At 70.5% G+C, this 22,223-nt stretch carries 19 protein-coding genes; 3 read left to right on the top strand and 16 right to left on the bottom strand.

Annotated elements, in window-relative coordinates; translation table 11 throughout:
- Window positions 1-127: 127 nt before the first annotated feature.
- Genes PQS31_RS08790 through PQS31_RS08780 form a run of 3 tightly spaced genes read right to left on the bottom strand, consistent with a single transcriptional unit; the run spans window position 128 to window position 2,528 of the window.
- On the bottom strand, window positions 128-697 hold the full coding sequence (locus PQS31_RS08790) for a hypothetical protein (RefSeq protein WP_272762334.1): 570 nt from the start codon (window positions 695-697) through the stop codon (window positions 128-130).
- A gap of 5 nt (window positions 698-702) precedes the next feature.
- A complete protein-coding gene (locus tag PQS31_RS08785) occupies window positions 703-1,248 on the bottom strand; it encodes a hypothetical protein (RefSeq protein WP_272762333.1) in 546 nt (181 codons plus the stop codon).
- A gap of 2 nt (window positions 1,249-1,250) precedes the next feature.
- Window positions 1,251-2,528 (bottom strand): acetyl-CoA C-acetyltransferase, encoded by a 1,278-nt coding sequence (locus tag PQS31_RS08780; protein ID WP_272762332.1) that lies wholly within the window; start codon window positions 2,526-2,528, stop codon window positions 1,251-1,253.
- Between the two features lie 93 nt (window positions 2,529-2,621).
- Here PQS31_RS08780 and PQS31_RS08775 point away from each other — a divergent pair, with 93 nt between their 5' ends.
- Window positions 2,622-3,521, top strand: a complete 900-nt coding sequence (locus PQS31_RS08775; RefSeq protein ID WP_272762331.1) for a hypothetical protein — start codon at window positions 2,622-2,624, stop codon at window positions 3,519-3,521.
- A 179-nt stretch (window positions 3,522-3,700) separates the two neighbouring features.
- Here the strand turns inward: PQS31_RS08775 and PQS31_RS08770 are convergent, their stop codons facing one another.
- The 7 genes from PQS31_RS08770 to PQS31_RS08740 form a co-directional block, all read right to left on the bottom strand.
- Window positions 3,701-4,315, bottom strand: coding sequence for a superoxide dismutase family protein (locus PQS31_RS08770; RefSeq protein WP_272762330.1), 615 nt, complete (start codon window positions 4,313-4,315; stop codon window positions 3,701-3,703).
- A gap of 57 nt (window positions 4,316-4,372) precedes the next feature.
- The gene (locus PQS31_RS08765) at window positions 4,373-4,930 is read right to left on the bottom strand and encodes a superoxide dismutase family protein (RefSeq protein WP_272762329.1); all 558 of its coding nucleotides are present in this window, start codon (window positions 4,928-4,930) and stop codon (window positions 4,373-4,375) included.
- Between the two features lie 46 nt (window positions 4,931-4,976).
- A complete protein-coding gene (gene ntrC / locus PQS31_RS08760) occupies window positions 4,977-6,401 on the bottom strand; it encodes a nitrogen regulation protein NR(I) (protein WP_272762327.1) in 1,425 nt (474 codons plus the stop codon).
- Window positions 6,398-7,474 (bottom strand): ATP-binding protein, encoded by a 1,077-nt coding sequence (locus tag PQS31_RS08755; RefSeq protein ID WP_272762326.1) that lies wholly within the window; start codon window positions 7,472-7,474, stop codon window positions 6,398-6,400. Before PQS31_RS08755 ends, ntrC begins: the two co-directional genes overlap by 4 nt.
- 188 nt (window positions 7,475-7,662) lie before the next feature.
- Window positions 7,663-8,589, bottom strand: coding sequence for a 2OG-Fe(II) oxygenase (locus PQS31_RS08750; protein ID WP_272762325.1), 927 nt, complete (start codon window positions 8,587-8,589; stop codon window positions 7,663-7,665).
- A 172-nt stretch (window positions 8,590-8,761) separates the two neighbouring features.
- Entirely contained in the window at window positions 8,762-11,341 is a 2,580-nt protein-coding gene (gene ligD / locus PQS31_RS08745) for a DNA ligase D (RefSeq protein ID WP_272762324.1), read from the bottom strand.
- A gap of 3 nt (window positions 11,342-11,344) precedes the next feature.
- Window positions 11,345-12,310, bottom strand: a complete 966-nt coding sequence (locus PQS31_RS08740; protein WP_272762322.1) for a Ku protein — start codon at window positions 12,308-12,310, stop codon at window positions 11,345-11,347.
- Window positions 12,311-12,468: 158 nt separating this feature from the next.
- On the opposite strand from PQS31_RS08740, the gene PQS31_RS08735 reads away from it, so the two are divergent.
- Together PQS31_RS08735 and PQS31_RS08730 are read left to right on the top strand one after the other, a co-directional pair.
- Entirely contained in the window at window positions 12,469-12,675 is a 207-nt protein-coding gene (locus PQS31_RS08735; protein ID WP_272762321.1) for a hypothetical protein, read from the top strand.
- Between the two features lie 156 nt (window positions 12,676-12,831).
- Complete coding sequence (locus PQS31_RS08730) at window positions 12,832-15,009, top strand: glycoside hydrolase family 3 N-terminal domain-containing protein (protein ID WP_272762320.1); 2,178 nt, start codon at window positions 12,832-12,834, stop codon at window positions 15,007-15,009.
- Window positions 15,010-15,067: 58 nt separating this feature from the next.
- Here PQS31_RS08730 and PQS31_RS08725 read toward each other — a convergent pair whose 3' ends face one another.
- From PQS31_RS08725 to glnA, 6 genes are all read right to left on the bottom strand, one after another.
- A complete protein-coding gene (locus PQS31_RS08725) occupies window positions 15,068-17,143 on the bottom strand; it encodes a tetratricopeptide repeat protein (RefSeq protein WP_272762319.1) in 2,076 nt (691 codons plus the stop codon).
- Window positions 17,140-17,904, bottom strand: coding sequence for an N-acetylmuramoyl-L-alanine amidase (locus tag PQS31_RS08720; protein WP_272762318.1), 765 nt, complete (start codon window positions 17,902-17,904; stop codon window positions 17,140-17,142). Before PQS31_RS08720 ends, PQS31_RS08725 begins: the two co-directional genes overlap by 4 nt.
- Before the next feature lie 108 nt (window positions 17,905-18,012).
- Window positions 18,013-19,419 carry an ammonium transporter gene (locus PQS31_RS08715; protein ID WP_272762317.1) on the bottom strand — a complete coding sequence of 469 codons (1,407 nt, stop codon included), beginning with the start codon at window positions 19,417-19,419 and terminating at the stop codon, window positions 18,013-18,015.
- A gap of 16 nt (window positions 19,420-19,435) precedes the next feature.
- A complete protein-coding gene (locus tag PQS31_RS08710) occupies window positions 19,436-19,774 on the bottom strand; it encodes a P-II family nitrogen regulator (RefSeq protein ID WP_272762316.1) in 339 nt (112 codons plus the stop codon).
- A 27-nt stretch (window positions 19,775-19,801) separates the two neighbouring features.
- On the bottom strand, window positions 19,802-20,506 hold the full coding sequence (locus PQS31_RS08705; RefSeq protein ID WP_272762315.1) for a TorF family putative porin: 705 nt from the start codon (window positions 20,504-20,506) through the stop codon (window positions 19,802-19,804).
- A 243-nt stretch (window positions 20,507-20,749) separates the two neighbouring features.
- Window positions 20,750-22,159, bottom strand: a complete 1,410-nt coding sequence (glnA, locus tag PQS31_RS08700; RefSeq protein ID WP_272762314.1) for a type I glutamate--ammonia ligase — start codon at window positions 22,157-22,159, stop codon at window positions 20,750-20,752.
- Window positions 22,160-22,223: the final 64 nt, after the last annotated feature.

Below are 22,223 nucleotides of genomic sequence, written 5' to 3'. Positions count from 1 at the left end.
CGCCGCGCTGGTGCCACGCGCGAACCGGCCTGCATGTTCGGCACGGTCGCGTCGCCGATAGCGCAGACCGAGCTCGCCCCGCCGCCTGGCGCCGGCCCGCGGGTCTATCCCGGCGACCGGCCTGTGCTCAGCGCAGACGCCGGTGAACGGCGACGGCGCCGTCGATGGCCTGATCCAGGGTCACGTCCGCCACCGCGCCGCGCGCGTTGCCGGCCAGCGTCACCGTGACCGGGCCGACGATGACCTGGGGACCGACGGGCCCCAGGATCGATGCGCCATCGAACTGCCCGTCGGGAATCGCGATGAAGCCGCCGAGCGCCGCGACCCGCGGATCGGTGGCGTAGAGCCCGGCGCGGCGCATGTCGTCCTCGGTCAGCGGCTGGGTATCGACGATGATGATCGCGCCCAGGGCCCCGCCGTCGTCGGTCGAGCGCCACGCGCAGCTCATGCCGTGCGACTCGGGCGCGGTCTGGCGCGTGCCGGCCGGATCCACGACCTCCAGGCCTGCAACGAGGGATCCCAGCGCCTCGCCGATCGCGGCGCACTCGGGCAGCGCATCGGGCGGCAACGGAGCCGCAACCCGCTGCGGGCCGGCGGCGGGCGCGGGCGTATCCGACCCGCAGGCCGCGAGCAACAGCACGGCGCAGGCCAGACCGGTCAGGCGGGCTGCTGAAACAAGGCGGAGCTCGGACGACATGGGACTCACTCGTGGGCGGCGCGCAGCGCGCGGTGGATGTCGACGGCGGCGGTGACGGCATCGTCCACCGTCAGCCGTCGGCCGGGCACGTCGGACGCGAGGAACGGCAGTTGGTCGACACTGACGCTGACGCCGCCGGCCACCACGCGCGGTGCGAATGCCTCCACCTCGGCGGCCGAATCGTAGACGCCGTCAGCGGTCTGGACGAAGCCGCCGATCGCGGCCGCACGGGGCGCGTCGTGGCGCAGGCGGCGCGGTGTGCGGAAAGATGCGACCTGGACCCGCACACGGATGTCCCCGCTGTCTCCGAGGGCGGCGCGCAGCGTGTCCGCGTCCGCGGCCCTGGGCCGTCCCCAGCGGCACGCCATGCCGTCGGCCACGCCGGGTTCGCCGACGAACATTTCAGTGAACGGGCCTTCGTGGTCCTGCACCAGGGGGCCGATGCTCGCGCCGAGCGCATCGCAGGCCGGCCAGGCGCGCACGTCCACATCCGCACCGTCCGCGCAGGCGGTGCCGAGGGCGCAGGCGCCGACGAGCAACAGGCGACGCATGCTCAGCGTTCGAGAATGGCGACCACGCCCATGCCGCCGGCGGTGCAGATCGACACCAGCGCGCGGCCACCGCCGCGCTCGGCCAGCTGCTTGGCCGCGGTCGCGACCACGCGCGCACCGGTCGCCGCGAACGGATGCCCGGTCGCCAGCGACGAGCCCAGCGGGTTGAGCTTCTCCGGATCGATCCGGCCCATCGGCGCATCGAGACCCAGCCGCGTGCGGCAATAGTCCTCGCTCTCCCAAGCGCGCAGCGTGCACAGCACCTGCGCGGCGAAGGCCTCGTGGATCTCGTAGATGTCGAAATCCTGCAGGGTCAGCCCGTTGCGCGCGAGCATCTCGGCCACCGCCACCGTCGGCGCCATCAGCAGACCTTCGCCGTGGACGAAATCCACGGCCGCCACGTGCACATCGCGGATGTGGCACAGCACCTCGTGTCCGTGCGCGGCCGCCCAGTCGTCGCTGGCCAGCAGGCAGGCCGACGCGCCGTCGGTCAGCGGCGTCGAGTTGGCGGCGGTCAGCGTGCCGCGGCCCGAGACCTTGTCGAATGCGGGCTTGAGCGTCGCGAGCTTCGCGATCGACGTGTCCGGACGCAGGATGTTGTCGCGCGCGACGCCGCGGAAACTCACCACCAGATCATCAAAGAAGCCGCGCTCGTAGGCGGCGGCCAGCTTGTGGTGCGAGGCGACGGCCAGCTCGTCCTGCGAGTCGCGCGAGATGTTCCATTCCTTGGCCATGTCCTCGCAGTGCTCGCCCATCGACTTGCCGGTGCGCGGCTCGGCGACGCCCGGAAAATCCGGCTTGAGCTCGCGCAGGCGGAAGCCCCTGAAGGCCGCGATCCTGTCCTGGGTGGTCTTGGCGGCATTGGCCGCGAGCAGCCGTCGACGCAGGCCACGGCCGTAGACGATCGGCACGTCGGACGTGGTGTCCGAGCCGCCGCCGATGCCGGATTCGATCTGGCCGGCGGCGATCTTGTTGCCGATGGTGATGATCGAATCGAGCGACGTGCCGCAGGCGCGCTGCAGCGTGATGCCCGGCGTCAGCGCCGACAGGCCCGACGACAGCGCGGCTTCGCGGCCGAGGTTCCAGTCGCTGGAGTGCTTGATCACCGCGCCCATCGCCACTTCGCCGAGTTGCTGGCCGTGCAGGCCGAACTTCTCCACCAGCGCCCCGAGGGTCCGCACCGACATGCCGAGATTGCCGACGTCTGCATACGCGGTGTTCTGGCGGCAGAACGGAATGCGGACGCCACCGAGCACGGCGACGGGACGACCTTGCAGCATCGGGAATTCCTCGCGGGAAGAAAGCGTGAGACCGTCGCAGACCGGCGGCGGGCATAATGTGAACGAGTGTATCGCTGCCGGTGTGCACGGCCAATGACCGCAGATCCCGACATTTCCCAACACGATTCCACACCCCAGGTGCTCGGCGTGCTCGCACTCGAGCTCAGCGGGGAGGCGTCGCCGACGCGCGGCGCGCTGGATCCGCAGGCCGCGGGGGCCCTCGCGACGCGGATCGGCCACGACCTCGGCGCGCTGGTGCCGGGTGCCCGCGAGCTCGACCTGGTGTTCGCCGCCGCGCATTTCGATCCGGCGGAGCTGCTGCGTCCCGGCTGGCCGGTGCATCGCCGGCTTCACGAATTGCGCGCGCGTGCACCGCGGACGGACGACGGCGCGCGCGTGATCGCATTCGGCGCCGATGCCCGTGGCCAGGTGCCGCTGCCGTTCCAGGCCGACGCCCAGCTGGCGGGCGGCCGGTTGCGCGTATTGCCGTATCTGCTGACCGGGGCGCCGGAGACGACCGACGCCGTGTCCGCGCATATGGAAGCGAGCCTGCTCGATCTGGGCATGGCCCAGGCCGAGACCGCGCTGATGGCTCAGGAGGCGTTCGGTGCGCGGATCGAGCACGCGCGCTACCTCACGCTGCACGATCTGCTGGCGATGATGGCGCTGCAGTACTCGAACCAGGGCCTGGAGCCGCTGTGGAACGTGCTGGAAACAGCGCTGCTGGCCGCCTCCAGCGAAGCTTGGCTGGACGCGCCACCCGAACCGCTGCTGCGCCACGTCGACGGCGAGGTGCGCATGGCCCTGCTCGCGCCGGCCGACTGGCGCACCCGCTACGCGCCGCAGGAGCAGGACGAAGGGCGGCTCGCGCGCGGACTGGCGATGCACGAAGCGCGGCAGCGGCAGATCGCCGCCGTGCTGCAGGCCCACGGCATCGACGTGCAGTTCGTGCACGTGGCGCCGGGGCAGGATCCGGTCGACGCCTTGCGCTGAGGGCATCCGGCTCCGCACCGCGTGTGGCGCCAGCGGCCCGCGGCTGACAGCAGGGGGCCTGCGCTGGGACCATTCGAAGTGCCCTGCCGGCGCCGCGTCCCGTGGAACGCCGCCCCCGCGGAAGACGGGCGGCGGCGGGATCGGCGCCGTCCCGCGAGCGCGGGACGACCGCCCGGGCGTCAGCGCGCGGCGATCACGCCGCACGCCAGACGGTCGCCGGCGTTGCCGGTGGGCTGGGTGACGTAGTCGTCCGCGTCGGCGTGCACGATCACGGCCTTGCCGACGATGTCGGTGGCCGCGCCGTCGCCCACGGTGGCGCCCTCGAGCCAGCCCTGCACGGTGGCGTTGCCCTCGGCGTCGGCGGTGATGTTGTCGCTGTCACCGGCGTGATGCGCGTCCTGGCCGACGCGGCCGTGCTCGGTGCCGGCCGGATTGAAATGACCGCCGGCGCTGGTGGCATCCGGCGCGCTGCAATCGCCGGTTTCGTGGACGTGGAAGCCGTGCGTGCTGTTGCCGGGCAGGCCGCTGATGGTGCCGGTGACCTCGATGCGGTCGCCGACGGCGGCAAAGCGCAGCTCGCCGCGCGTCTGGTTGCCTTCGGTGGGTTCGAGCATCGCGGAGGCGCCGGCAGCGGCGGCGGCCGGGGTCTCGGTCGCGGGCGTCGACGTGGCGGTCTCGCCCGCGCGGTCGGCTTCGGCGGCGGCATTGTCGCCGCCGCTCGAACCGCCGCCGCAGGCGGCGAGCGCAGCGGCCAGAACGGCCGGAACCAGCAGGCGGGAAGGCATCGAAGTCATGGACTAGCTCCTGTGAGCAGGGAACGGAATCGACACGCGACGCGCGTCGACGGGAAATCAGGCGATCTGGATCACGCCGCAGGCCACGCGCGCCCCGATCGCGCCGGGTGTCGCCCCCAGCACCAGCAGCGCGCGGCCACCGATGTCGTTGCCGCCACCGCCGCCGAGGACCGCCCCCGGCAGCAGGAGATCGACCGCGGCGACGCCGCGCGCGTCGGCGACGATGCGCCCGCGGTCGCCGGGGTCGGGCTCGCGTGTGAGCACACCGCGCAGCGGGTCGAACTCGGCGCCCGCGCTGGTGGCATCGACCGCGCTGCAATCGCCGCGCGCATGCAGGCGCAGGTTGTGGGTGCCGTTACGGACCAGGCCACCGATGTCGCCCCGCACGCGCACGCCACCGGTCTCGGCATGGAGCGTCAGCCGGCCGCTGACCAGGGTGCCCGATGCCGACGCCAGATTCGCGACCGCGCTGCGCGCCGTGCCGCTCGCGGCCGGCGGCAGCGGCGCGGCCTCGGCGGCGGGCGGGGCGGGCGCGGGGCGCGGGGCGCTGGCGCAAGCTGCAAGCGCGAGGAGGGCGAGGGCCGCACACGTCGAACGAAACCGGAGCAGAAACATGCGCCGCACCTTAGCGGCCGGTACCTCAGGCCGGGATGAAGACCGCTCAGCCACGGCGCCCCCGTGCGCCGAGTTTGCGCGTCAGGGTATTGCGGCCCACACCGAGCCGCGTGGCGGCTTCGGCCCGACGTCCGCCGGTGTGGCGCAGCGCGGTTTCCAGCAGCGCGCGGTCCAGACGCTCGCGCGCCTGCGCATGCAGGTCGGTCTCGCCGTCGCGCAGCCGGACGTCGGCCCAGGCACGCAGTGCGGACTCCCAGTCCTCACCGTCGTGATCGGACCGCGCCGAGGCCACCGCGCGCCGCGGGAGCAGACCGTCGAGATCCTGGACCGAAATGCGGTCCGCGGGCGCCAGCGCCGCCAGCCGCCAGCACAGGTTCTGCAGTTCGCGCACGTTGCCGGGCCAGTCGTGTTCGAGCAGGCGCTGCACCGCGGCGCGGCCGAGCCGCTTGGGCGGCGCGTCGAGGCGCTGCGCGGCCGCCTGCAGGAAGCGCTCGGCGAGCCGTGGCACGTCGTCGCGCCGGTCGCGCAGCGGCGGCAGCCGCAAGCGCACCACGTCGAGCCGGTGCAGCAGGTCGGCGCGGAACCGCCCTTCGGCGACCCGGGCTTCGAGATCCTGATGGGTGGCGGCGATGACGCGCACGTCGACCCGGATCAGCTCACGCCCGCCGACACGGAAGAACTCGTCCTCGGCCAGCACGCGCAGCAGCCGGGTCTGCAGCGAGGCCGGCATGTCGCCGATCTCGTCGAGGAACAGCGTGCCGCCGTGGGCCTGTTCGAAACGCCCGACGTGACGGCGCGCGGCGCCGGTGAACGCGCCGGCTTCGTGGCCGAACAGTTCGCTCTCCAGCAGTTCGGCCGGGATGGCCGCAGTGTTGAGTGCGACGAACGGCCGCGCGGCCCGCGGCGATTCGCGGTGCAGCGCGCGGGCCACCAGCTCCTTGCCGGTGCCGGTCTCGCCGGTGACCAGCACCGAGACCGGCGCCTGGGCCAGACGGCCAATCGCACGGAACAGCTCGCGCATCGCCGGCGTATCGCCCACCAGGGCATCGCCGGTGGCCTCGGACAGAGGCACGACCTCGAGGCCCGCATCGGCGTCGCGGTCACCGAGCACGCGCCCGGCGAGGGCCACGGCGTCGTCGAGATCGAAGGGCTTGGACAGGAATTCATGGGCCCCGCCGCGGAAGGCGCCGGCGGTGCTGGCGACGTCGGTATAGGCCGACATCACGACCACGGGCAGCTGCGGGTGGTCGCGCTTCAGCGCATCCAGCAGCTGCAGGCCGCTGTCGCCGGGCATGCGCACGTCGGTGAACAGCAGGTCGGGAGCACGCCGCGCGGCCAGCGCATCGTGCACGGCGTGTGCCCCGTCGAAACTGGCGACGTCGTAGCCGGCTTCGCTGAGCGCAGTCGCCAGCACGAAGCGGACCGACCGATCGTCGTCGACGACCCAGATGCGCGAAGGGGGTGTGGTCATGACGGCATGGACTCCTCGGGCCCGGGAACGGCGCGCGGCGCGTCGTCGGAGGGGAAGGGCAATTGCAGGGTGAAGACGGTATGGCCGGGCCGCGAGCGATAGACCAGCGCGCCGCGGTGCTCGCGCGCGACCTGCTGGGCCAGCGCCAGGCCGAGGCCGCTGCCGTCGGCGCGGCCCGAGACCAGGGGCAGGAAGATCTGCTCGACCATGTCCTCCGGCACGCCGCGGCCGTCGTCGACGACCTCCAGTCGCAGCGCCATCGCATGCACCGCATCGCCGATGCGCACGCCGATCGCCGCGCGCGTGCGCAGGGTGACGTTGGCGGCGCCGGCCTGGATCGCGTTGCGCACCAGGTTCCAGATGGTCTGGGTGAGGCGGTCGGCGTCGCCGTCGAGCTCGGGCAGGCTGGGGTCGTAGTCGCGGACCATGCGCACCGCCCAGCCGGCATCGGCCTCGGCCAGACGCAGCACCTGTTCGAGCACGCCGTGGATGTTCAACGGCCGGTGCGGTTGCGGCGCGGTCGGCGACAGCAGCTGATCGACCAGCGCCGACAAGCGCGCGACCTCGGCCTCCACCAGCCCGACCAGTTCGCGCGGCTCGCCGTCACCGACGCGTCGCGCCAGCAGCTGCGCCGCGCCCTTCAGCCCGGCCAGCGGATTGCGCAGCTCGTGGGCCAGCCCGCGCAGCGCCGCCGACAGCGCCAACGGCATCGCCAGGGTGGGATCGGCGCCGGGAAACTCGTCGACCGGGTGCGCCTCGAGCAGCACGCCGCCATCGGCTTCGCGCGACAGCCAGGCATCGGCGAATCGCGGCTCGCCGCCGAGATAGGCGAGGGCGAGGCGACGCACGCGCAGCGGCCCGTCGCTGGGATCGCCGGCCTGACGCAGTGCCTCGCGCAACAGCTCGCCCTCGGCCTCCAGCGCTGCCAGCGGTTGGTCGATCAGCCGGCGCCGGCCCACGCCCAGCCAGCGCGCGAACGCGAGGTTGCAGTCGCGGATGCGGCCATCGGCCCCGGTCCAGGCCAGGGGCGTCGTCAGGGCGTCGAACGCCGGCACGGCGGCAGCTGTCGTCATTGCACCAATGTAGTGCAGCGCGGCGGATTCGGGGATGGGCGGATACGCTGTCACCCGGTCAAGACGACGGTGGCCACGGGCGGAGTCGACGACACGTGCTTCCTCGCTCGGGAGCATCGAGGCCGACAGCACCCTGGATCACGCGCCGCGGTACCGACCGGCGTGCGATCAAACAGCGTCGGACGGCCTCAACGCCGGAACCGGACGTAGGCGCGCTTGGCGAGGTACAGGATGTGCCCGCCGATGCCGCTGTCCTGCGCCTTGCGCAGCGCGGTGTTTTCCGCATACAGCATGCGGATGTGCGCATCGCGCTGGGCGATGAGGCCCCGCAGCTCGTCGACGTCGCCGGCGTCGAGAACGCGGCCCTCGGTGAATCGCTCCGGCAGCTGACGGTTGACGTAGTACGTGGTGTGGCGCTCGGCGATCTCCTCGACCGGGCGCTCCTTCGTATAGAAGTACAGCGCGATCGAGCGCCGGCTCAGGTCTTCCTGCCCGGGCGGCAGTCGGATCGTGTCGAAGCCGTGCCACGAGCGCTCGGAGGTTTCGAACAGGGCGCAGCGGTTGAACACCGGCACGATGCTGACATCCGGACGGGGCGAGGCATGCGGGTCGCGGAACAGTTCGAAACAGCCGCCCCACGCCGCCTCCCACGCCGGGTTGAGATAGACGATGAGATTCAGGCGGCGGTGCCAGCGTTCGCTGGGGTGGAAGTTGAAATCCACATGCGGGTCGAGGCTCATGCCGTTCCGGTTCTCGTGCGTGCCGCCGCCGAGGTACCAGGGGTCGTAGAGCAGCCCGTCGATGCCGGTCAGGCGTGACAGCGTCTGCAGAAACGCCGGACTCTGGACCGCGTCGTCGAGTGCGCGGTAGGCCGCGCCCAGCCGGCGCACCTGGTCGGACGTGGACTTGCCGCCAGGCTGGCCGTCGTCGCCGACGAAGTTGCCCTCTTCGAACCGGGGAAATTCCGCGAGCAGACGCTCGGCTACCCCGGGTGCGAAGAAGTCGTCGATGACCAGATGCGGAAACGGCTCGGCCCTGGTGAACTCGGCGCCGAGGCGGTCGGCCGATTCCAGAACGCGAGGATGGAGGAGTGACGCGCCGGGCGATCCATGCATGGGCAATACGACGGTTCAACGAGTGGCCGAGTGTAGCGCCCGTGATCGGGCACCGCATCGCGATCCGCGCCGCGCGCATGTCGCGAGCGGCGCAGGCCGCGGGGTGCAACTCCAATGCCGATGACGCGCGCCCCACGCACTGCGTTCCGCGGCACGCGCGTCGTGGGCAGCGCTAGTCGATGATGTCCTCGAGCGATTGCCGCAACGTCGTGTAGTCGCCCCAGGGATGGGCCTTGAGCCGTTTGAGCCGGGCCGGTGCGTTGCGCAGTGTCCACGCGTCGCCCGACTTCAACCTGCCCAGCTCGTCCCAGCGCAGCGGCATCGACACCGGCGCGCCGGCGCGCGCGCGCAGCGAGAACGAGGCGACCGCGGTCGCGCCGCGACCGTTGCGCAGGTAGTCGACGAAGATCTTCTGCTTGCGGAACTTCTTGGTGGCGGTGGCCACGTACTTCAGGGGATCGAGTTCGGTCATGCCCTGGGCGAAGGCGTGCGCGAACGGCTTGACCACGTCCCAGCCCGTGCCCGGATTCAGGGGCACCACGACGTGCAGGCCCTTGCCGCCGGTCGTACGTACGAAGGACTCCAGGCCGACCTGCTTCAACAGCGCGCGCACCTGACGCGCGGCCGCGACGACCTCCGGCCACGGCACGCCTTCACCCGGATCGAGGTCGAACACGATCCGGTCCGCGGTGTCGGGGGCCTCGGCGTGCGCGCCCCAGGGATGGAACTCCAGGGCGTTGAACTGCACCAGTTCCAGCACGGCTGCGGCATCGTTGGCGACCAGGTAATCGCTGGCGCCCGCTTCGTCCTTCAGCCGCACCGTCTCGACCAGACGCATGCCCGCTGTGTGGTGCTTCTGGAAGAAGCAGGCACCTTTGATCCCGCTCGGGCAGCGGATGACCGACAGCGGACGTCCGACGATTTCGGGCAGCAACCAGGGCATGGCAGCCGCGTAGTAGTCGGCGACGTCGCGTTTGGTCAGCGTGTCGCCGGGGAACAGCACCTTGTCCGGACTCGACAGCGTGGGCAGGGCGCGATCGTCATCGGGCCGCGGCTTCGCGGACGTCTTCTTGCCGGCCGCGCGTCCGGCCGAGGGGGCCGGCGACTTCGACGCCCGGCGCTTGCCTGCATCCGGTCTGTCCATGTTCGCTCCGTCGCGGTCACTGTCGTCGAGGTCGTCCACCGATTTGTCCGGACGCACGGCCTTCAGCGAGGGCTGACGCAACAGGCCGTGGCCACCGGTGCCGCGCGAGAACACTTCGACCACGAACCGCGGCGCGAACCAGCGGGCCGCCCGCAGATCGGTGTCGTTCGGCGGAACATGGACCGTGGGCTCGTTGCGGCCCGCGCGACCGATCTGCGCAGTGAGCGTGTCGAGCAGCGCGTCGCTGAAGCCCGAACCCACACGCCCGCAATAGCGCCACCCGTGTTCGGCATCGGGCTGTGCCAGGAGCAGGGCGCCGAAGCCGCTGCGGCTGCCCTTGGGCGGTGTGTAGCCGACGACCGCATATTCGTCGCTGGCCAGCTCCTTGGTCTTGCGCCAGTCGTCGCCGCGTCCCGGGCGGTACCCGCGATCGGCGCGCTTGGAAATGATGCCCTCGAACCCGGAGTCCGCGGCGAGTTCGATCGCGGTGTCGGCGTTGCCCTCGATGTGCGTGCTGAAGGCGAGATGCGCCGGCGGTGTTTCTCCGAGAATGCGCTGCAGCAGCGCCTTGCGCGCCAGCAGCGGCGCGGCGCTGATGTCGACGCCGTCGACGTGCAACAGATCGAACAGCACCAGCGCCAGCGCGCCCTGGCGCTCGCCCGACAACGTGCCCTGGAGGAGATTGAAATCCTCGCGGCGGCCGCGGCCGGCGATCAGTTCGCCGTCCAGTGCCGCCGATTTCAGGCCGAGTCTCGCGATGGCCTCGGTGATTTCCGGCACCTTGCCGGTCCACTCCAGCGCGTTGCGCGACCACAGCTGCACCGTGCCGCGCGACACCGTGGCCAGCAGCCGGTAGCCGTCCCACTTGAGCTCGTGCAGCCAGGCGTCACCGACGGGCGCGGACGTGCCGAGCTTGGCGAGTTGCGGCTCGAACGCCCCGGTCGGGGCCGGCGCGCGCTGCGCGCCGGGAAGCGTGCGCGCCTCGGCGGCCCAGTCGTGTGCGCGCTGCGTCGGCGCCGTGACGTCGGTCTTCCGCCGCTTGCGTGTCTTCCCGGTCCCGGCGCGCTTGGCATCCTCGGCCGGGGGCGCCGGGACATCGGCGAGCAGATCGTCGGCTTCCAGCGTGCCGGCGTACGCGTCGCGATCCTTGAACAGCAGCCACTGCGGCTGCCGGGCGGGTTTGCCCGACCGCACCAGATGCCAGCGGCCCTTGAGCTTGCGGCCGAAGAGTTCGAAGCGCAGATGGCCCTTGGCGAGACCGGCCTCGGCATCGCCCTCCGCGGCCCAGACGCCGGTATCGAACTGCGCGACGTGGCCGCCGCCGTACTGGCCCTTGGGAATCTCGCCCTCGAACTCGGCGTAGTCGAGCGGATGGTCTTCGACCTCGACCGCCATGCGCTTGACGTCCGGATCGTAGCTGGGCCCTTTCGGCACGGCCCAGCTCCTGAGCGCGTCGCCGACCTGCAGACGGAAGTCGTAATGCCGCCGGCTGGCGTGATGCAGCTGCACGACGAAGATCGCGCGCCGCCCACGCGGCGCGGGCTTGCCCGGCTCCGGCTCGCGGGTGGTGTCGAACCGGCGCTTGCGGCGGTACTCGGTGAGGGACATGGGTCAGGAGGCCTTGCGCAAGGTCTCGGTGGTCTTCCGGCGCGATGCCTTGGTCGCCTTCTTCGCGGCCTTCTTGGCTGGCGTCTTCTTCGCGGCCTTCTTCGTGGCCGTTTTCTTCGCCGTCCTGTTCGCCGCCTTCTTCGCCGGGCGCTTGGCGGCCGCCGGCGTACGCGTGTTGTCCTGGAGGCTCTTCTGCAGCAGTGCGACGAAATCGACGACGTTGGTCGCCGCGTCCTCGCGGTGCGCGGGCGTGTCGGGCACCTTGGCCTTGCCGCCCTTGGCCTTGATGCGGGTCTTGATGATCTCCGACAGGCGCTGACGGAACTCGTCGTGGTAGGCATCGGGCGTCCAGTCGGCCGACATCGACTCGATCAGCTGGGTCGCCATCTGGAATTCCTTGTCGGCGATGCGGTAGCTCGAGGTCGCGCCCGTGGGCAGGGCGTAGTCGGCCGGGTCCACCAGTTCCTGCGGATAGCGCAGCAGGATCAGCACCAGCGCGTCGTCCTCGGGCATCACCGCGCACAGATATTCCCGGGTCCGGATCACCACGCGTGCGATGCCGATCTTGCCGGTCTTCTTCAGCGTTTCGCGCAGCAGCACGTAGCCTTTCTCGGCCTTCTTGCCGGGCACCAGGATGTAGGGCTTCTCGTAGAACCGGGTGCCGATGCTGCCCGCATCGACGAAGGCCTCCACGTCCACCGATTCATGCGATTCGGGCGCGGCCGAGGCGATGTCCTCCTTCTCGATGACGACATAGCTGCCCTTGTCGTACTCGAAGGCCTTGACGATGTCCTTCCACGGCACCTCTTCACCGGTCTCGGCATTGACGCGTTCGAAGCGGATCGGCTTCTTGTCGCGCGAGTCGAGCATGCGGAAGCTGATGTCGGTGCGACGCTCGCCCGACATCAGCGAGACCGGAATGTTCAGCAGACCGAACGACAGCGAGCCGGACCAGATGGGACGTGCCATGGTGACCTCCGTTGCGCGGCGATGGCAGGTGCTCGCGGCGCGATGCCCTGGTGTCGACCGGAGCCCGAGGCTTGCACCGCGCACGTCGTTCCCGCGTCAAGCGCGCGCCCGCACTGACGTTCACGTCTGCACGCGCCCCGGCGCGGGATGCTCGCGGCATGACCCAGGCACCCGACACCATGAACCCGACCCGCGATCCGACCGCTGCCGACACGCCCCCCGCCACCGCGCCCGAGGATGCCCGTGACCATCACGGCCACAAGGAACGGCACGAAGAAGCCGTGCACGACGAGGCGCTGGAAGAAACGTTTCCCGCGAGCGATCCCGTGTCGCCGTTCGTGCCCGCACGCCCGCGCGAGGACTGAGCCGCGTCCGCGCCGGGATCGACCACGCCGCTCCAGCGGCGTGCGTGCAGGTCGCCGGGAGGAGGAACGTCGACTGTCCATCCGGGCCGGCCCTAGCCCGGACCGCAGCGCTGCGCCCTATAATCGCCGGCTGTAATCGGTTACACCGGAGCGGTGATGCGCCTTGACGACCACCTCGAAGCGTTGCTCGCGCAGATGACGCTCGAGGAGAAGATCGGCCAGCTCGGCATCTTCGCCGACATGCTGCGTCCGTTCGCGGCCGACGTGAATCCCGAGATGAACGAGTTGAACGCCGGCGAGCTGCGCGAGCGCATCCGCGCCGGGCGCGTCGGCGCGGTGTTCAATGGCGTGGGGGCGCGGCAGGGCCGCGAATCGCAGCGCATCGCGGTCGAGGAGAGCCGGCTCGGCATCCCGTTGCTGATGGGGGCCGATGTGATCCACGGCATGCGCACGGTGTTTCCGATTCCGCTGGGCGAAGCGGCGAGCTTCGAGCCTGCACTGGCCGAGCGCACCGCACGCGCCGCGGCGATCGAGGCGACCGCCTGCGGCCTGCACTGGACGTTCGCGCCGACGCTCGACATCGCCCGTGACCAGCGCTGGGGCCGGGTGGCGGAAGCCGCCGGCGAGGACGTGGTGCTGGGCAATGCGTTCGCGGCCGCGCGCGTGCGCGGCTTCCAGGGCCCCGATCTCACCGCGGGCGATTCCATGCTGGCCACACCCAAGCACTTCGTCGGCTACGGCGCGGTCATGGGCGGGCTGGACTACAACAGCGTCGAGATCGCCGAAGGCACGCTGCGCGACGTGCACCTGCCGCCGTTCAAGGCCGCGCTCGATGCCGGCGCGCTGACGGTGATGAGTGCCTTCAACGACATCAACGGCGTACCGGCCTCCGCGCACGACGGGCTGTTGACCGATCTGCTGCGCGGCGAATGGGGCTTCCAGGGCTTCGTGGTGTCGGACTACACGGCCGATTTCGAACTCGTCGCGCACGGCTTCGCGGGCGACGACCGCGAGGCGACGAAGCTGTCGTTCACCGCCGGCGTCGACATGAGCATGCAGAGCGGTCTCTACGCCGCGCACCTGCCCGACCTCGTCGCCAGCGGCGAGGTGCCGATGGACGTGATCGACCAGGGCGTGCGCCGCGTGTTCGCGGTCAAGCAGGCGATCGGCCTGTTCGACAACCCCTACCGCTCGCTCGATCCGGAGGCCGAAGCCGCGCTCGATCCCGAGGCGCTGCACGGCGAACTCGCGCGCGATGCGGCGCGCCGCTCGATCGTGCTGCTGAAGAACGACGGCGAACTGCTGCCGCTGAAGAAATCCGGCCAGAAGATCGCACTGATCGGCCCTTATGCGCGCGATCGCGACAACATCGAAGGCTGCTGGACGCTGTTCGGCGACAAGCGTCTGCACGTCAACGTCGAGGACGGCCTGCGCGCCGCGCTCGAGGATAGCGAAGCGCTGACCGTCGTCGACGGCAGCGGCATGGAAGACGCGATCGACGGCGGCCTCGAGGCCGCGGTCGAAGCCGCGCGCAATGCGGATGTCGTGCTGCTGGCGATCGGCGAGCCGCAGGGCTTCAGTGGCGAGGCGCAGTCGCGCACGCAGATCGTGGTCCCGGCCGCGCAGCAGGCGCTGGCCGAGGCCGTAGCCGCGACCGGCACGCCGGTCGTCGTGCTGCTGCGTCACGGCCGCGCGCTCGCGCTGCAGGGCGCGGTGCGCGATGCGCAGGCCATCCTCGCGACGTGGTTCCTCGGCACCGCCACCGGCCCGGCGATCGCCGACGTGCTGTTCGGCGACTACAACCCGTCGGCGCGCCTGCCGGTGAGCTTTCCACGCGATTCGGGCCAGCAGCCGTTGTACTACAACCGCCAGCGCACCGGCCGCCCCGAACTGCCGGACATGAGCGAGTTCAAGAGCCGCTGGCGCGAGATGCCGCACAGTCCGTTGTATCCGTTCGGCCACGGGCTGTCGTACACGCGCTTCGTCTACGGCGATGTCGAACTTTCGAGCGAGACGCTCGACTGGGACGGCACGCTGACGGTGAGCGCGACACTGCGCAACGACGGGACGCGCTTCGGCGAGGAAGTCGTGCAGCTCTACATCCACGACCGCGTCGCCAGCCGCGTGCGCCCGATCCGCGAGCTCAAGGCGTTCCGCAAGGTCGCGTTGGCGCCTGGCGAGCACAGCACGGTGTCGTTCACCCTGCGCCGCGAACAGCTGGCCTTCACCACGCGCAGCGGCGTGTTCGCCGCCGAGCCCGGGCTGTTCGACATGTGGATCGCCCCGCATGCCGAAGCCGGTCAGGCGCGGCAGTTCACGTTGCGGGGCCCCTGACGGGCGATCAGCGCGCCCGTGCATCACCACAGGCGGTCGCATGCCGGCTCGGCGCCGGTCAGCCGGGCATCTGCGCCCAGACGATGAGCGTGCGCTCGAACGTACGCGGGTGTGCGTCCTCGAACCGGTCCCACGCGGCGAAATCGTCGAGGCGGGCCCCTGGCATCCTGCGGGTGAAGGCCTGCTGCACGGCCTGCGGCGCCTCCAGGCCGAGCGGTCGCATGCCGTGGCGCGCGAGCAACGCGGGGATCTCGACCGGGTCGCAGGGTGTGGCCTCCGCCGCGGGCAACAGCAGATCACGGCATTCGCTGGTGGCGTAGAACGCGTCGAAGCGCACGGGCTCGCGTCGCGGATCGTCGTCGGGCAGCGCGAGAACGGCCTCGCGCAGCGCGCGGATCGCGTCCGGCGTCGGCGTCGCGCCGAGGGTCCGGACCCAGTCGCGGCACGGCTGGATGCCGCGACGGCCGCGCCGGGTGTCGAATGCGAGCCGCAGCAGACCACGCGGCGCCAGGCAGGCCACCAGCGCCGCGACGGCTGCGTCGGATGTTCCCTGCTGCTGGAGGAACAGGCGCGAGGCGTCGATGAAATCGAAACGCCGTCCCGACGCGTGCAGCTGCGCGGGACCGGCCTGCGCGAACGCGATGCCGGCCGCGGCGTGACGCCGGGCCAGTGCCATCGCGTAGCCCAGGCAGGCCCGGCTCTCGTCGACGGCGAGCAGATGCAGGCCGTCGATGCGCAGCGCCATCTCGATCGCGTGCTGGCCGGTGCCGCACGCGGCGTGCAGCGTGCGGACGCCGTCCGGCGCCGGCGCGAGCTCGATCACCGGTGCGCCGGCGATGACCTGACGCGCGAAGTGCGGCAGCGGGATACGGGCGGACTGCGCCGGCACGGCCGTCCAGCGTGGCAGCGGCTCGCGGGCGTCGTCATCCGGCGCCGTGCCGGACGCGGTGTGCTCGCCGCCGGTGAGCGACGGCACCTCGACCGATGCCGCCCGCGCCTGCTGGCGCAGGACGAGCTGTTGCGTCACCAGCCGGGTGATCGCGTCGGGCCAGGCCGAACTGCGCAGCCCGACATCGTCGGAAAGGACGCGGTCGACCGGCGCGTACATCGCGAACGCGAGCACCTCGAACGGTGATTCATGCCCGCTCTGGAGCCGGGCGGCCAGGGTGTGGACCTGCTCGGTCTCCGCCTCCGTCTGTGCCCAGCAGTACTCGTTGCGCCAGCACTGCGTGGCGATCGCGACCGCGAGGCGCACGACCGGTTCCAGCGCCGCGACGCTGTCGACCGCCGTCAGCTGCGCCAGCAGCCGGCGCCGGGTGTCGGTGAGCAGGCGTTCGAGCGCCGGCGCGGTGATCCGCGCATGCACCAGCACCCGCATCAGCAGCGGCATGTCCGCCAGCACCTCCAGCGTGGCCGCGGGCGCATCGGCGCGCGGCAGGTCCAGCGCCACCTTCGCCATCGCCAACGGGGCGAGCGATTGCGGCGGCAACAGCGGCGTGCCGAGCCCTTCGATGAGGAGGCGGACGACCCGCGGATCGTGCAGCGCCCAGGCCATCGCGTGCCCGTGCTCCACCAGCACGATGAGCGCCGCCTGGGCGACGAGCAGCGAGCCCGGGCTGCCCGCCAGACAGTCGAGGTAGGCGCGCAGCGCGTCATCGGGACGCCCCAGTGCCCGCAGGGCCTGGGCACGGTGGATGCTCGCCGAAATGTCGCCCGGCGCCAGACGCAGCGCCGTCTCGAAGCAGTCGAGCGCACGCCGTGGCTCGTCGTTGTCGAGCCACGCATTGCCCAGCCGGTCGTGTGCGCCGGCGTCGTCCGGGTGCGCGGCCACGGCCTGCTCCAGCTGCAGCCAGCGCTGCCGTGTGGTGCCGCCCGCATGCCGGCAGGCGTCGAGATGCGCGCGACAGTCCGTATTGCCCGGCTCGATGACCAGCACCCGCCTGCACAGCGCCGCGGCCTCGTCGAATTTCGACTGCGCGATGAGCACCGCGCTGAGATTGACCAGCACCGACACGCGGTCCGGCATCAGCGCCAGCGCCTCGCGATAGCGGGCTTCCGCTGCGGCGAAGCGGTGCCGTTCGTGATGCGCCAGGCCGTCGAAGAACAGCGCGCGCGCCTGGTCCATCGCGGTCATCGGGCGCGCACCGGCTCGCGCGGCGTGATCGTCCAGCCGCGCTGCAGCGCGTGGAGGATGCGCCGGTCCTCGTCGTCGAGCGCGCCGCCGTCGTCCCGGGCCCGGAAGCGCAGGCGGAACGCGCGCGTGGTCGCGTCCATGTCGTCGACCGGATAGCCGATCGCGCGCAGCGCCTGCATCGCGTCGAACCCGGCCGGCGCGGGCGGCGTGCCGCCCTGCGGCCAGAGGCCGTAGCCGTGCTCGGCGAGCCGGCGCCACGGAAAGTGCACGCCGGGATCGATCTTCCGGCCGGGCGCCATGTCGGCGTGGCCGATGAAGTTCGCGGCCGGTATCCGCCAGCGTGTCTTCAGATCCTCGAGCAGGACCAGCAGGCTCCCGATCAGTGGCTCCGGGAACGGCGCGCGTCCGTCGTTGTCGAGTTCGATCCCGATCGACGCCGAATTGACGTCCGAGATCGCACCCCAGCTGCCGGCACCGGCATGCCAGGCGCGGTCGTGGTCGGACACGAGCTGGTAGCGCGTGCCGTCCTGGCCGATGAGGTAGTGCGCGCTGACACGGCCGCCACTGTTGGCGGTGCGCAGCGTGTCGAGGCTGCGCTGCACCGACTCCTGCTCGGTGTAGTGCAGCACCACCAGCACCGGGCGACGCGCGTCATGGTTCGGCGACGGCACCCACGTGGCCAGCGGATTCCGCGGCGCCTGGTGATGGGCGCAGGCGGACAGCAGCAGGGCCGCGAGTATCGGTAAGAGGGGTCGTAACATCGCGCGATTGCACACGGGCCGCGACGCCGGCGCAAGCGTTAGAAATCTGCGCACTGCAGGCGGGCGGCGAAGACGCGCCGCCGCCCGCGCAGTGCCTGCCTCAGGCCCTCACTTCTCGTAGGCCGATTCGCCGTGCGACACGATGTCGAGCCCGTCGCGCTCTTCGTCCTCGGTCACGCGCAGGCCGGTCACGGCCTTGACGATCAGCATCACCACCGCGGTCACCACGGCGCACCAGACGATGGTGAACACCACGCTGATCAGCTGCACCCAGACCTGGGATCCGATCGCGAGGTCGGCTTCGGTACCGCCGAGCGACTGCGCACTGAAGACGCCGGTCAGCAGGGCGCCGACGATGCCGCCGATGCCGTGCACACCGAACACGTCCAGGCTGTCGTCGGCGCGCAGCAGGCGCTTGAGGCCGGTCACCCCCCAGACGCACAGCGCGCCGGCCACCAGGCCGATCGCCAGCGCGCCCATCGGGCCCACCGTGCCGGCCGCCGGCGTGATGCCGACCAGCCCGGCGATCGCGCCGGACGCGGCGCCCAGTGCCGAAGGATGTCCCTTGGTGAATGCCTCGACGATCGCCCAGGCCAGCACGCCGGCCGCGGTGGCGACCATGGTGTTGATCATCGCCAGCGACGCACTGGCATCGGCGGCCAGCGCCGAGCCGGCGTTGAAGCCGAACCAGCCCACCCACAGCAGCGACGCGCCGACGAACGTGAAGGGCACGCTGTGCGGCTTGATCGCTTCGCGCCCGTAGCCGAGGCGCTTGCCGATGAAGTACGCGCCCACCAGGCCGGCCACACCGGCGTTGATGTGCACCACGGTGCCGCCGGCGAAATCGATCACGCCGCGATGCGCGAGAAAGCCGCCGTCGCCGCTCCACACCATGTGCACCATCGGCAGATACGCGAAGGTCACCCACAGCAGGGAGAACAGCAGCACGGCCGAGAACTTGATGCGCTCGGCGAACGAGCCGACGATCAGTGCGGTGGTGATGCCGGCGAACGTGGCCTGGAAGATCACGAACAGGAATTCCGGCAGGCCGTCGGCATCGGTGTCGGCAGTGATGCCGCGCAGGAAGGCCTTTTCGGTGAACGAGCCGAAGAACGCATTGCCTTCGGTGAAGGCCGCGCTGTAGCCGTAGGCCACCCACAGCACGATCACCATCGAATACACCACCAGCACCTGCATCAGCACCGACAGCACGTTCTTGGCGCGCACCATGCCGCCGTAGAACAGCGCCAGGCCCGGCACCACCATCAGCAGCACCAGCAGGGTGGAGGTCAGCATCCACGCGACGTTGCCGCTGTCGAATGCGGGCGCCTCGGTCGCCACGTCGGCCTCGACCAGCGCATCGCCGGTCGCGGCCACGGGCACGGCCGGCGTCGCGGTCGGAGGATCCTGGGCCAGGGCATGGCCGCTCAGGGCGAGCAGGGCGAAGGCACACAGCAGCGACAGGCACACCGTCTGCATCCGGGTCGCCCACCCGCGGGTCGTGTTCGTGATCATGGGAATCTCCGTGGGGTTAGAGCGCGTCGGCGCCGATTTCGCCGGTACGGATGCGCAGGACCTGCTCCAGCGCGACGACGAAGACCTTGCCGTCGCCGACCTTGCCGGTGCCGGCCGCGCGCGTGATCGCATCGAGTGCGGCCTCGAACGTGTCGTCGCTGACCGCGCATTCGATCTTGATCTTGGGCAGGAAATCGACGACGTATTCCGCACCGCGGTACAGCTCGGTGTGGCCCTTCTGGCGACCGAAGCCCTTGACTTCGGTGACCGTCAGTCCGGACACGCCGGCTGCGCCGAGTGCTTCGCGCACCTCGTCGAGCTTGAACGGCCGGATGATCGCGATGATCAGTTTCATGCAGCTCTCCTGTGGTGGATCACGCGGTCAGAACGACTTGTTGATCGCGAAGGTGATGGTCTCGTCGGGGCCGATCAGGTCGTTGTCGTTGAACGCGAGGGCCAGATCGACGCCGTTGTCGAACGCCTTGCTCACCCCGGCCGACCAGAACGCATACGTCGCGGTGCCGGCGGTGCCGGCCACCCACTGCTTGCCCACGGCCCCGTTGAAGCTCCAGCCGGGCGCGAACTCCCACCCCACGGTGACGTCCAGATTGCTGCTGCCGTCGGAGTCCGGGATGCCGAACAGATCGGTGACCGCGTAGGAGTACTTCGCGCCGAGGACGCGCCAGCTCAGGCCTGCGTAGAGCTCGGTGGTGTCGGCCTTGTTGAAGCCGGCCGGATAGCGGCCCGGATACCAGTAGTGCACGGCGCCGACGTCCCAGCCGACACCGCTGTCGCCGAAGTCGCCGCGGACGCCGAGATAGCCGTCGAGTTCGACCTGGCTGGAGATGTCGGGATCGGAATCCGACAGCCAGCTGATGCTGCTGCCCCAGGCGCCGGCGTAAAAGCCGCTGTCGTGCGCCCACTCGATGCCGCCCTGCAGGGCTGGCTTCTCGTTGGTCTGGGTGATGCCGCGGAACAGATAGTCGCTGGTCAGCGTGAGCGTGCCGGATGTTTCGGCGTGTAAGGCGGACGCGGACAGCAGGCCGAGCGCGAGCAGGCCCGATGCGATGGTGAGACGTGACGACATGACAGGCTCCTCGTATGAAAGGAAAGCCCTCCCCGGTCATTGCGTACGACATGGCGCTCCGCGCCGGACGGTCCCCCTGACCGTCGTGCGGCCGGCACTCTGGGGTGCCTGTGGCCGCGCCTTCCGTGCACACGGTGCTGCGTGCTGCGGGTGCCGTCGGCGACGCAACCGACCGTGGGGGAGGGAGGCGTCGCCGCGGCGATGACACGGAACGGCACCGGGATCACCGGTGCCGTCGATCGATCAGATCGCGTAGTACATCTGGTACTCGAGCGGATGCGTGGCGCCGCGGAACGCGGTGACTTCCTTCATCTTCAACGCGATGTAGGCGTCGATGAAGTCGTCGGTGAACACGCCGCCGGCCTTGAGGAACTCGCGGTCCTTGTCGAGCGCGTCGAGCGCCTGGTCGAGCGAATGGCACACGGTCGGGAAGTTCTTCTCTTCCTCGGGCGGCAGGTCGTAGAGATCCTTGTCGCTCGGGCCGCCCGGATCGATCTGGTTCTTGATGCCGTCCAGACCCGCCATCATCAGCGCGGCGAAGGTCAGATAGCCCGACTGCATCGGATCGGGGAAACGCATCTCGATGCGGCGCGCCTTCGGGTTGGCGACATACGGGATGCGGCACGAGGCCGAACGGTTCGACGCCGAGTAGGCCAGCATCACCGGTGCTTCGAAGCCCGGCACCAGGCGCTTGTAGGAATTGGTCGAGGCGTTGGAGAACGCGTTGATCGCGCGCGCGTGCTTGAACACGCCGCCGATGTACCACAGCGCGGTCTGCGACAGGCCGCCGTAGCCGTCACCGGTGAACAGGTTGGTGCCGCCCTTGGCCAGCGACTGGTGCACGTGCATGCCGCTGCCGTTGTCGCCGACGATCGGCTTGGGCATGAAGGTCGCGGTCTTGCCGTTGCGGAAGGCGACGTTCTTGACGATGTACTTCAGCGTCTGCAGTTCGTCGGACTTGGCGATCAGCGAGTTGAAGCGGGTGCCGATCTCGCACTGGCCCGCGTTCGCCACCTCGTGGTGGTGCACCTCGACCTCGATGCCGACCTGGGCCAGCGTCTTGCACATCTCGGCGCGGATGTCGTGCAGCGAATCGAGCGGCGCGACCGGGAAATACCCACCCTTGATGCCGGGACGGTAGCCGCTGTTGCCGCCCTCGTATTCCTTGGCCGAGTTCCAATGCGCCTCTTCCGAATCGATGTGGAAGAAGGTGTGGCCCATCTCGTTGCCGTAGCGCACCGAGTCGAAAATGAAGAATTCGGGCTCCGGCCCGAAGAACGCCTGGTCGGCGATGCCGCTGGACTTGAGGAAGGCCTCGGCCTTCTTCGCGATGCCGCGCGGATCGCGCTCGTAGGACTGCATCGTGGTCGGATCGAGGATGTCGCAGGTGATCACCAGCGTCGGATCGGCGGTGAACGGATCGACGAACGCCGTGGACGCGTCCGGCAGCAGGACCATGTCCGAGTTGTGGATGCCCTTCCAGCCGCTGATCGACGAGCCGTCGAACATCTTGCCGTCCTCGAACAGGCCCGGTTCGACGATCGACTGCGGGAACGTGACGTGATGCTGCACGCCGCGCATGTCGGTGAAACGCAGATCGATGAACTCGATCTTATGGTCCTTGATCAGCTTGTCGAGATTGTCGGTGGACATCGGGGAACCATCACCTTGCGTTGAAGTGTGACCCTGGTTACGCAACGGCCGTGCCAACCTGCGA

Origin of the sequence: Luteimonas sp. BLCC-B24 (assembly GCF_028550595.1) — a bacterium.
Classification (GTDB): domain Bacteria; phylum Pseudomonadota; class Gammaproteobacteria; order Xanthomonadales; family Xanthomonadaceae; genus Luteimonas.
The sequence above is the reverse complement of the archived record's forward strand: the minus strand, read 5'-3'. Positions and strand labels throughout refer to the sequence as shown.

Coding starts and splice junctions, on each gene's coding strand:
- PQS31_RS08740 (WP_272762322.1), bottom strand. CDS start 12,310: ATGGCACGTCCCATCTGGTCCGGCTCGCTGTCGTTCGGTCTGCTGAAC.
- PQS31_RS08750 (WP_272762325.1), bottom strand. CDS start 8,589: ATGCATGGATCGCCCGGCGCGTCACTCCTCCATCCTCGCGTTCTGGAA.
- PQS31_RS08755 (WP_272762326.1), bottom strand. CDS start 7,474: ATGACGACAGCTGCCGCCGTGCCGGCGTTCGACGCCCTGACGACGCCC.
- PQS31_RS08785 (WP_272762333.1), bottom strand. CDS start 1,248: ATGCGTCGCCTGTTGCTCGTCGGCGCCTGCGCCCTCGGCACCGCCTGC.
- PQS31_RS08790 (WP_272762334.1), bottom strand. CDS start 697: ATGTCGTCCGAGCTCCGCCTTGTTTCAGCAGCCCGCCTGACCGGTCTG.
- PQS31_RS08765 (WP_272762329.1), bottom strand. CDS start 4,930: ATGTTTCTGCTCCGGTTTCGTTCGACGTGTGCGGCCCTCGCCCTCCTC.
- PQS31_RS08730 (WP_272762320.1), top strand. CDS start 12,832: ATGCGCCTTGACGACCACCTCGAAGCGTTGCTCGCGCAGATGACGCTC.
- PQS31_RS08715 (WP_272762317.1), bottom strand. CDS start 19,419: ATGATCACGAACACGACCCGCGGGTGGGCGACCCGGATGCAGACGGTG.
- PQS31_RS08775 (WP_272762331.1), top strand. CDS start 2,622: ATGACCGCAGATCCCGACATTTCCCAACACGATTCCACACCCCAGGTG.
- PQS31_RS08735 (WP_272762321.1), top strand. CDS start 12,469: ATGACCCAGGCACCCGACACCATGAACCCGACCCGCGATCCGACCGCT.
- PQS31_RS08720 (WP_272762318.1), bottom strand. CDS start 17,904: ATGTTACGACCCCTCTTACCGATACTCGCGGCCCTGCTGCTGTCCGCC.
- PQS31_RS08705 (WP_272762315.1), bottom strand. CDS start 20,506: ATGTCGTCACGTCTCACCATCGCATCGGGCCTGCTCGCGCTCGGCCTG.
- ntrC (WP_272762327.1), bottom strand. CDS start 6,401: ATGACCACACCCCCTTCGCGCATCTGGGTCGTCGACGACGATCGGTCG.
- PQS31_RS08770 (WP_272762330.1), bottom strand. CDS start 4,315: ATGACTTCGATGCCTTCCCGCCTGCTGGTTCCGGCCGTTCTGGCCGCT.
- PQS31_RS08725 (WP_272762319.1), bottom strand. CDS start 17,143: ATGACCGCGATGGACCAGGCGCGCGCGCTGTTCTTCGACGGCCTGGCG.
- glnA (WP_272762314.1), bottom strand. CDS start 22,159: ATGTCCACCGACAATCTCGACAAGCTGATCAAGGACCATAAGATCGAG.
- PQS31_RS08780 (WP_272762332.1), bottom strand. CDS start 2,528: ATGCTGCAAGGTCGTCCCGTCGCCGTGCTCGGTGGCGTCCGCATTCCG.
- PQS31_RS08710 (WP_272762316.1), bottom strand. CDS start 19,774: ATGAAACTGATCATCGCGATCATCCGGCCGTTCAAGCTCGACGAGGTG.
- ligD (WP_272762324.1), bottom strand. CDS start 11,341: ATGTCCCTCACCGAGTACCGCCGCAAGCGCCGGTTCGACACCACCCGC.